Source organism: Clostridium sartagoforme AAU1, from assembly GCF_000401215.1.
GTDB lineage: Bacteria > Bacillota > Clostridia > Clostridiales > Clostridiaceae > Clostridium > Clostridium sartagoforme.
In genome coordinates this window covers 1-8,705 of sequence record NZ_ASRV01000094.1, presented here as the reverse complement: position 1 = coordinate 8,705, position 8,705 = coordinate 1, and the positions used below count along the sequence as shown (strand labels likewise).

General features: G+C 27.4%; 8 protein-coding genes and 1 pseudogene. 7 read left to right on the top strand and 2 right to left on the bottom strand.

Annotated elements, in window-relative coordinates; all coding sequences use genetic code 11:
* Positions 1–107: 107 nt before the first annotated feature.
* Positions 108–548, top strand: coding sequence for a hypothetical protein (locus tag A500_RS07860; protein WP_016207049.1), 441 nt, complete (start codon positions 108–110; stop codon positions 546–548).
* Between the two features lie 159 nt (positions 549–707).
* Here A500_RS07860 and A500_RS07855 read toward each other — a convergent pair whose 3' ends face one another.
* Positions 708–1,193, bottom strand: coding sequence for a flavodoxin family protein (locus A500_RS07855; RefSeq protein WP_016207048.1), 486 nt, complete (start codon positions 1,191–1,193; stop codon positions 708–710).
* 148 nt (positions 1,194–1,341) lie between these two features.
* Between A500_RS07855 and A500_RS07850 the strand changes: the two genes are divergently transcribed.
* From A500_RS07850 to A500_RS22140, 4 genes and pseudogenes are all read left to right on the top strand, one after another.
* The gene (locus A500_RS07850; RefSeq protein ID WP_016207047.1) at positions 1,342–2,013 is read left to right on the top strand and encodes an HD domain-containing protein; all 672 of its coding nucleotides are present in this window, start codon (positions 1,342–1,344) and stop codon (positions 2,011–2,013) included.
* Positions 2,014–2,173: 160 nt separating this feature from the next.
* On the top strand, positions 2,174–3,586 hold the full coding sequence (locus A500_RS07845; RefSeq protein ID WP_016207046.1) for an MFS transporter: 1,413 nt from the start codon (positions 2,174–2,176) through the stop codon (positions 3,584–3,586).
* A gap of 312 nt (positions 3,587–3,898) precedes the next feature.
* Positions 3,899–4,369, top strand: coding sequence for a hypothetical protein (locus tag A500_RS07840; RefSeq protein WP_157453626.1), 471 nt, complete (start codon positions 3,899–3,901; stop codon positions 4,367–4,369).
* Between the two features lie 124 nt (positions 4,370–4,493).
* Positions 4,494–4,604: pseudogene (locus A500_RS22140) on the top strand (glycine zipper domain-containing protein); the annotation flags it as partial.
* 308 nt (positions 4,605–4,912) lie between these two features.
* On the opposite strand, the gene A500_RS07835 reads toward A500_RS22140, so the two are convergent.
* Positions 4,913–6,817: an NAD(+) synthase gene (locus A500_RS07835; protein ID WP_016207044.1), complete on the bottom strand. Its 1,905-nt coding sequence runs from the start codon at positions 6,815–6,817 to the stop codon at positions 4,913–4,915.
* Between the two features lie 324 nt (positions 6,818–7,141).
* Between A500_RS07835 and A500_RS07830 the strand changes: the two genes are divergently transcribed.
* Positions 7,142–7,573 (top strand): NfeD family protein, encoded by a 432-nt coding sequence (locus tag A500_RS07830; protein WP_016207043.1) that lies wholly within the window; start codon positions 7,142–7,144, stop codon positions 7,571–7,573.
* The gene (locus A500_RS07825) at positions 7,574–8,527 is read left to right on the top strand and encodes an SPFH domain-containing protein (RefSeq protein ID WP_016207042.1); all 954 of its coding nucleotides are present in this window, start codon (positions 7,574–7,576) and stop codon (positions 8,525–8,527) included.
* Positions 8,528–8,705 lie beyond the last annotated feature (178 nt).

Below are 8,705 nucleotides of genomic sequence, written 5' to 3'. Positions count from 1 at the left end.
TAGAAAAATTTAAGTAATAGAAAAGTACTTTTGTAAGTTTTTAAATGTAACATATTAATATAGAAAAAATTAATAAGGAAAGATAAAAATCTTTAGAAGGAGTTATTTTGGAAGATAATATTAAAGAAAAGTTAGAACTGAAGGTCAAAAAAGTAGCAATACTCATAATAGGAATATTAAATATAATTATTTGTTTATGTTTAAATTTTAATGAATTTCTTATGGGAAGCCCAATAATTAGTAAAAATGTAATAGTAACAATATCTTATTTACTAATCTGGAGCTTGATTATTTTTCTAGGAAGTATGTTAAGAAGTAAAAAACTATTAAAAATATTTTTAGGATTTTGGATATCTAATTTATTATTAGTAGTTATAACAGTAGTTGTAGTGAATGCAGCTATGTATGCTAAAATATTAATACCATTTGTTATAATATTTCTTGGGCCTATGTATGGAGTTTATTTTGAACATACTATAATTATAATTGGTACAATATCTATTATAATGAGTATGATTACTTATTATTTAATTAAAAGAAAAGCATAAAATAAAATGTTTTATAAAACCTCAAGGTAAAGGCTGTCGCATAAATAAATCAATTAAGAATTATTTACTTTGCGGCAGCTTTATTTATTATAGTTATATATATTAATTTTTAAAATATATAAATTAATATATGTTATAAAAAATTTATTTGAATTTTTACTAGTTAAATAACTCCTTAGCTTTTAAAGCAATACGTTCTCCAAATATTGAAAACATAGATTTACTTTCTTCAAAGTTTTCGTCTATAGCAACAGCTCCTAAATGAATAAATGGTTTTCCAAGAGCAGAGCCTCCAGAATAAACTAACATTCCTTTTACCATTAAATGATTAATTATTGTAAGAATTGCAGTGTCAGCACCTCCTTGAGCATAATGTGCTGTAGAAAAGACAGCCCCAATTTTACCTTCAAGGTTATACTTATTAGACTCATCAAACCATTTTTTTATTTGCCAACAAGTATTTGCATAATAAGTGGGTGTACCAAATATTACAGCTTTACTATCTAGTAAAAAGTTATCATCTATACTATCTAAAGCAAAGACACCAACTTCAATATTAGGAACTTTTCTAATTCCATCAGCTATTACATTAGCCATTTCTTTTGTGTGTCCAGTTTTACTAAAATATAAAATTGATATTTTCATTATATTTCCCTCCCATTAATCCCTAAAAATAGCAATATATAATTATTATAGAACTTTACTTGTATAGATACAAATTATTAACTATAATATTTTTGAGTATTTATTCTATAAGAGATAAATTAAAATAATTTTTAAAAAGGAGTAATATATGAAGAATCTAGATAAAATAAATAAAATAGTAAGCAAAGAAACTTATAATATAATTGATAAAGAAATAGATAAACCTTTATTAAAATATTTAATGGAAGATGTTTTGGAAAAATACAAAGCTTTTGATAAGGGACATGGAATAAAACATATAGCAACTGTAATAGATTCATCAATTAAATTGTCAAAATATTTCCCAGTAAATAAAAGTATTGTGTTAACTATTGCAATATATCATGATTTAGGAATGAGCATAGATAGGAAAACTCATCAAATACATTCAAGAGATATGCTTATAAATGATACTAATCTAGAAAATTGGTTTACAAAAGAAGAACTTATTTTAATGGGTGAAGCATGTGAGGATCATAGGGCTTCTAATACTCATGAACCAAGAAGCCTATATGGATACATAGTTTCCGATGCAGATAGGACAACAGATATATATGATATGATAGAAAGATGCTATAATTTTTCAAAAAAGAATTATAATGATTTGAATGAAGAGGAAACATATAAAAGAGTATATTCACATTTGGTAGAAAAATATGGTGAAAGCGGATATGCCAAATTTTATTTAAAAGAAAGTAAAGATGTAATAATGAAACCTTATATAGAAGCTCAAGAAATTTTAAAGAAAGAAGAGGATTTCAAGGTTTATTATAAAAAATAATATAAAATTAGGATTTTTACGAAAATATAAAGATTTTGAAGATAATTGAAAATTTTAGCCTAAATTTAAGTTTATGTTTTTTTTAATAGATTTTCATTTTCAAAAAATAATAGTATGATATAATGATTGAATACAATAGATAGACTAGGAGATGAACGATATGAAGATGAAAAAAGAGTGGGCAATATTACTTACAGTATTACCTATGACTTTTATGACAACTCTTGACAGCAGTATAGTAAATGTAGCTTTACCAACAATGTCAAGAGAACTTGGAACAACAATGGCAGGAATAGAGTGGGTAGTTACAAGCTATCTAATAACTATATGTGCAACTATTTTATTATTTGGAAGACTTGGAGATATAATTGGTAAAAGTAAAGTCTTTAAAATTGGAATAGGAGTATTTACTTTAGGATCATTACTTTGTGGATTATCAAACAGCCTTATAATGCTGATATTATCTAGAATAATTCAAGCAATAGGTGCAGGAGCTGCAATGGCAACTAATCAAGGAATAATTACAGAAACATTTCCTCCTACAGAAAGAGGAAGAGCTCTTGGAATGACAGGAACGGCAGTTGCTCTTGGAACTATGGTAGGTCCAACCTTAGGAGGGCTTATAGTATCAGTAGCACCATGGGAATATATTTTTTTAATAAATATACCTATAGGAATTTTAGTTTATATAGGGGTATTAAAGGTATTAAGCTTTAAAAAGGTTAATGAAAAAGTTCCATTTGATATAAAAGGAACTATTTTATTCATGCTTTCAATAATAATGTTATTTACATCTATAAATTTTGGGCAAAGTTTAGGATACACAAATCCTATAATTATGGGAGCTTTTGTACTTTCTTTAGTATTATTATTTATATTTATAAAGATAGAACAAAAAATAGTAGGTCCTATGTTAGATATAAATATATTTAAAAATAAATTATTTTCACTAAGTATATTTTGTGGATTTACATCATTTGTTTCAATAGGAGCAATAAATATAATTTTACCATTTTATTATCAAGATGTATTGAAGCTGACACCAAGTGCAGCAGGACTTATGATGACAGTTTCTCCAATAATATTAGCAATAGTTGCACCAATAAGTGGACATCTTTCAGATAAACTTGGAAGTGAAAAGATATCATGTATAGGGTTAAGTATTTTAACTATTGGTATTTTCTCGTTAACTATCTTTAATCAGTACACATCACTAATAATTGTTGCAATATTTGTTGGGTTAGTATCATTAGGAAGTGGTATATTCCAATCACCAAATAATTCATTAATAATGTCTACAGTTGATAAAACCAAGCTTGGAATAGCAGGAAGTGTGAATGGACTAGTAAGAAACTTAGGAACAACTACTGGGATAGCACTTTCAACAAGTATTTTATATAGTAGAATGAGCAGTAAAATTGGATATAAGGTTTCTGGGTATGTAGAAGGTAGAGCAGATATATTTATTTATGCAATGAGATTTGTATTTGCCGGAATAGGGTGTATTTGCTTAATTGGAGCTATCTTAACATTAATTAGAGTCGTAAATAAGAGGTCAAAAACATTAAACTAATTAAATACATAAATATAATAAAAAGGTACTGATAAAATATGCAGTTCCTTTTTATTATATTCATTAATGCTAGTAATAATATTCAGAGTATGTTTATTTATAAAATTTGCAGATACACTTTTTAATACAAGTTTTTAAAGTACATTTACATTAGCTTCTAGATAAAGAAAATTAATATTAAATAAATATAAGATTAAGCAAAGATGGTGAAAGAATAATTTGAGATGTATTGATAAAAAATAAGTAAAACTTAGAAAGTAGTGATTTATAGTGATAGGTAATCATATTATTAAAAATTTTCTATGCATACTTATGGTTTTTGATATTGTCAGTAATGTAAAAATAAAACAAGATAATCCAAGAATAATAGATGCATTTATTTTAGCTTATGATGCTATGTACACTTATGATATTATACATTATAAAAATGGGTATACAAAAGACTATATCATTTTAGATATGGAGTCAGCCGATTTTTCGGAAACTACTTATGATGATAGACAAAAGATGATAAACCATTTTAAAAGGTATAACAAGAAAATATTAAATGCATCTATTTTTAAATTAAAAGAAATTGGGTTAGCGGATGAAATGACTCAAATAGCGATAAATGGAGATATTTTAATGTTTACCTGTGTGAGACCGGATGAAAATAGTAATGGAATAATAATAAGTGGAATGAAGTATCATGGTCCAATATCGGCATATATCTATGAAATGAAACTAGATGTTATAGATAATGAATGGAAGTTGATAGAAATAAAAGAAAAAGGAGTAGCCTAGAGAGAATATAATTCCAAAATTATGTATAATAAGCATATAAGTTAATAAATAATCCAATTTTATTAAGGTAAATGGGGGGATAAAATGAGTGAAAAAAGGATAAAAAGATAATGGCTACTACTTCGCACTTTGTTCTGGACTAGGGGTTACATTTGGTATAATATTTGACCAGTTAGCAATAGGATTATCTTTAGGCGTTGCATTTGGGATTATCTTGGATAGTAAAAGAAAATAATCTTAATATCATATAAGCTAACATAATATAAATTTTAAATTATAAGATATGGCATATAATGATGAAATGTTTATTATTGCTGGGTTAGGTACCATATAACTAGTTTTATATAAAAGTAAAGATAATGTATGGAAAGTAGTATTATCATGAACTGCTGGAGTTTTATAATTCTATGTTTCAGAATACCGTTAAGAATTACTATTGTTTGAGCGTATGCGAGTTATAGTAATTTAGGTATTTTGAATAAATAGAATTATAAAAACTCCCAGTGAAATGATATTGGCTACTTGAAATACAGTATCTTTATTTTACTTAAAGGAGTTAAAAGAAGCATCAGAAGGCATTCGCCAATCTCCACGTGGACTTAATGAAATACTTCCAACCTTAGGGCCATCAGGAAGAGCGCTTCTTTTAAATTGTTGAGTAAAGAATCTATATATAAATTTATCAAGCCATTTTTCTATTTCTTCTTTACTATAATCATCTTTAAATGCTTGTTCTGCAAGGAATTGTATCCTTTCTTTAGAAGAACCATTTTTAATAAAATGATATAAGAAGAAATCATGTAATTCATAAGGTCCAACTATATCCTCAGTTTTTTGAGTGATTTCGCCTTTATCATTCTTAGGTAAAAGTTCAGGACTAACTGGAGTATCTAATATATCTAAAAGTGTATCTGAAACTTGAGGAGTAGACTCCTTTTCAGCTACATATCTAACTAAGTATCTAACTAAAGTTTTAGGAATAGATGGATTTACTGAATACATACTCATATGATCACCGTTATATGTACACCATCCAAGAGCTAATTCAGAAAGATCTCCTGTTCCAATTAATAAGCCACCCTCTTTATTAGCTAAGTCCATAAGAATTTGAGTTCTTTCTCTGGCTTGAACATTTTCATAAGTAACATCATGAATATTTTTATCGTGACCAATATCTTCAAAGTGCTGAAGAGCAGCTTTTACTATGTTAATTTCTCTTAAGTCACATCCTAATTCCTTACATAAGGTTAGAGCATTATTATAAGTTCTATCAGTAGTACCAAAGCCAGGCATTGTAATTGTAATTATATTTTTATTATCTAAGCCTAGTAGTTTAAAAGTTTTAACAACAACTAGTAAAGCTAAAGTTGAATCAAGACCACCAGAAATTCCAATAACTGCTTTCTTTAAGTTAGTATGCTCCATTCTCTTTGCTAGAGCAGAAGCCTGAATATTAAATATTTCCTTACATCTTTCTTCACGTAATTTAACATTAGAAGGGACAAAAGGATGTTTATCAACGAATCTATCAAAGTTAATTATTTTAGTATCTTTATAATCAAATTTTATTATTTCAGCTTCAAAAGGAACTATTCTTGAAGCGTCTCTATAACTTATATTTTTTAATCGCTCACTGTTTAATCTAAAAACGTCTATATATGAATAAATAATCTCATTAGCTCTTTGGAATCGCTCATTTTCTTCAAGCATAGTTCCGTTTTCTGCAATTAGTATATGTCCGCTAAATAAAAGATCGGTTGTGGATTCATGAACCCCGGCAGATGAGTAAATATATGCAGACATACATCTAGCACTTTGATTCGATATAAGAGCTTCTCTATAATCCTTTTTGCTTACAAGTTCATTAGAAGCAGAAAGATTTCCTATTATATTTGCACCAAGAAGTGATAGATATGAACTTGGAGGAACTGTAACCCAAAGATCTTCACAAATTTCAAATCCAAAACTATATCTTCCAGAAGTGAAAATTAAATTAGTTCCAAATGGAACATCTTTTTGAAAAGAAAAATCTACTTTTTCATCAATTATTCCAAGGCCTTCACTAAACCAACGTTTTTCATAAAATTCACTATAGTTTGGGATATATGATTTTGGAACTATTCCAAGAAGTTTTCCATTAAATATTATATAAGCACAATTAAATAGTACATTTTTGAAACTTAGAGGAGCTCCTATAGCAATTAACATATCTAGGCCTTTACTTTTTTTTATTAATTTTTCTATGGCAAGGTCAGATTTTTCCAACAAATTATATTGCATAAATAAATCACTGCAAGTATAGGATGTAATAGATAGCTCAGGAAAAACAATAGACTTAGCTTTATTTTTGTATGCTTCATCTAAACAAGTAAATATATTTTCTAAATTATAATCTATATCAGCTACACGAGTAACTGGACATGCAGCTGCGACTTTTATAAAATCCATAAAATCTCTCCATTCTAATTAAAATAATAGTATATGAATTATTGTAACTCTTTTTATATTTAAAATTCATAGTTATAAAAATACTTATATATAAACAAGTTTATATACATAGTTAAATAATAAAAGGAAAACAATAGAAAATCAATGATAATAGAAGAAATATGAATTAAAACAAAATAAAAAGGTATAATATACCCTTTAAAAAGATAAAAGATATATTGTAATAAGTTAGGAAGAATGTTATAATAAATTCATAAGTTGATTGAATTCAAATTTTTACTAAAAAATGTTATAATGGTATTAAAGAATAAAGGAGGGGAAATTATGAGTGCGGTAATTTTTTGGATTATAGTTGCAGCTGTAGTAATTGCTATAGACATAGCAACAAGCAATTTCTTATTTGCTTGGTTTGCTGTAGGTGCATTTGTTGCAATGATAGCTGATTTACTGGAAGTATCATTTGGAATACAAGTAGTACTTTTCTTAGTAGTAAATTTAATAACTATTTCGATAGGTTATCCATGGGCTAAACGAAAGTTTAAAGAAGGTGTTAAACGTACACCTCTAATGGAAGAAACTTATATAGGAAGAGTTATGAAAGCAGAAGAGGAGATAGTAGATAGAACTAAAATAAAAGTTGACGGAATATATTGGACTGTACTAAATTCAGGAGAAGTAATAAAAAAAGACGAAAGTTTTAAAATCACAGGTATAGACGGTATTAAATTAATAATTAAAAAAGAGGAGGAAGTTTAGATGGAAAATTTAATTGGATTAATAATTACAGGAGTAGTAGTACTTTTTGTATTAATAGTAATCTTATCATCAATTAAAATTGTAAACACAGGATACTTATATGTTGTAGAAAGGTTTGGTCAATATCATAAAACTTTAGAACCAGGATGGCACTTTTTAATTCCATTTGCAGATTTCGTTAGAAAGAAGGTTTCAACAAAACAACAAATTTTAGATGTGCCACCACAATCAGTTATTACAAAGGACAATGTTAAAATATCTGTAGATAATGTTATATTTTATAAGTTATTAAATGCTAAAGATGCTGTTTATAATATTGAAGACTATAGATCAGGTATAGTATATTCAGCAACAACTAATATGAGAAATATCTTAGGTAACATGAGTTTAGATGAAATATTATCAGGAAGAGATAAAATAAATCAAGATCTTTTAAGTATTATAGATGAAGTTACAGATGCGTATGGTATAAAAATACTTTCTGTTGAAATTAAAAATATAATCCCTCCAACAGAAATTCAAGAAGCTATGGAAAAACAAATGAAAGCTGAAAGAAATAAGAGAGCTATGATTCTTGAAGCTGAAGGACAAAGACAATCTCAAATAGAAAAGGCAGAAGGAGAAAAAAGAGGTAAGATACTTGCAGCAGAAGCTGAAAAAGAAGCTAATATTAGAAGAGCTGAAGGTTTAAAGGAATCTCAATTACTTGAAGCTGAAGGTAAAGCTAAGGCTATAGAAGAAATAGCTATAGCAGAAGCAGAAGCTATAAGAAAAGTAAACCAAGCAATTATAGAATCAGGTACTAATGAAACAGTTATAGCTTTAAAGCAAGTTGAAGCTCTTAAAGAAATGGCTAATAACCCAGCTAATAAGCTTATATTACCAAATGAAACATTATCTTCACTTGGAAGTATTGCAGCTATAGGTGAAATGCTTAAAGGTAGCAAAGAATAATTTATCCAGCTTACAGTGCACAGTTCACAGTACGCAGTGCACAAGTCACAGTTGGTTTGAGTTTATAGTGAGAAGGTAACAAAAAACAAGTTAAAAATATATAATTAAAAATTAAAGACCATCTACTTTAGAAAAACTATAGTAGATGGTCTTTTGTGTTAAATTGATTTAAATTGCG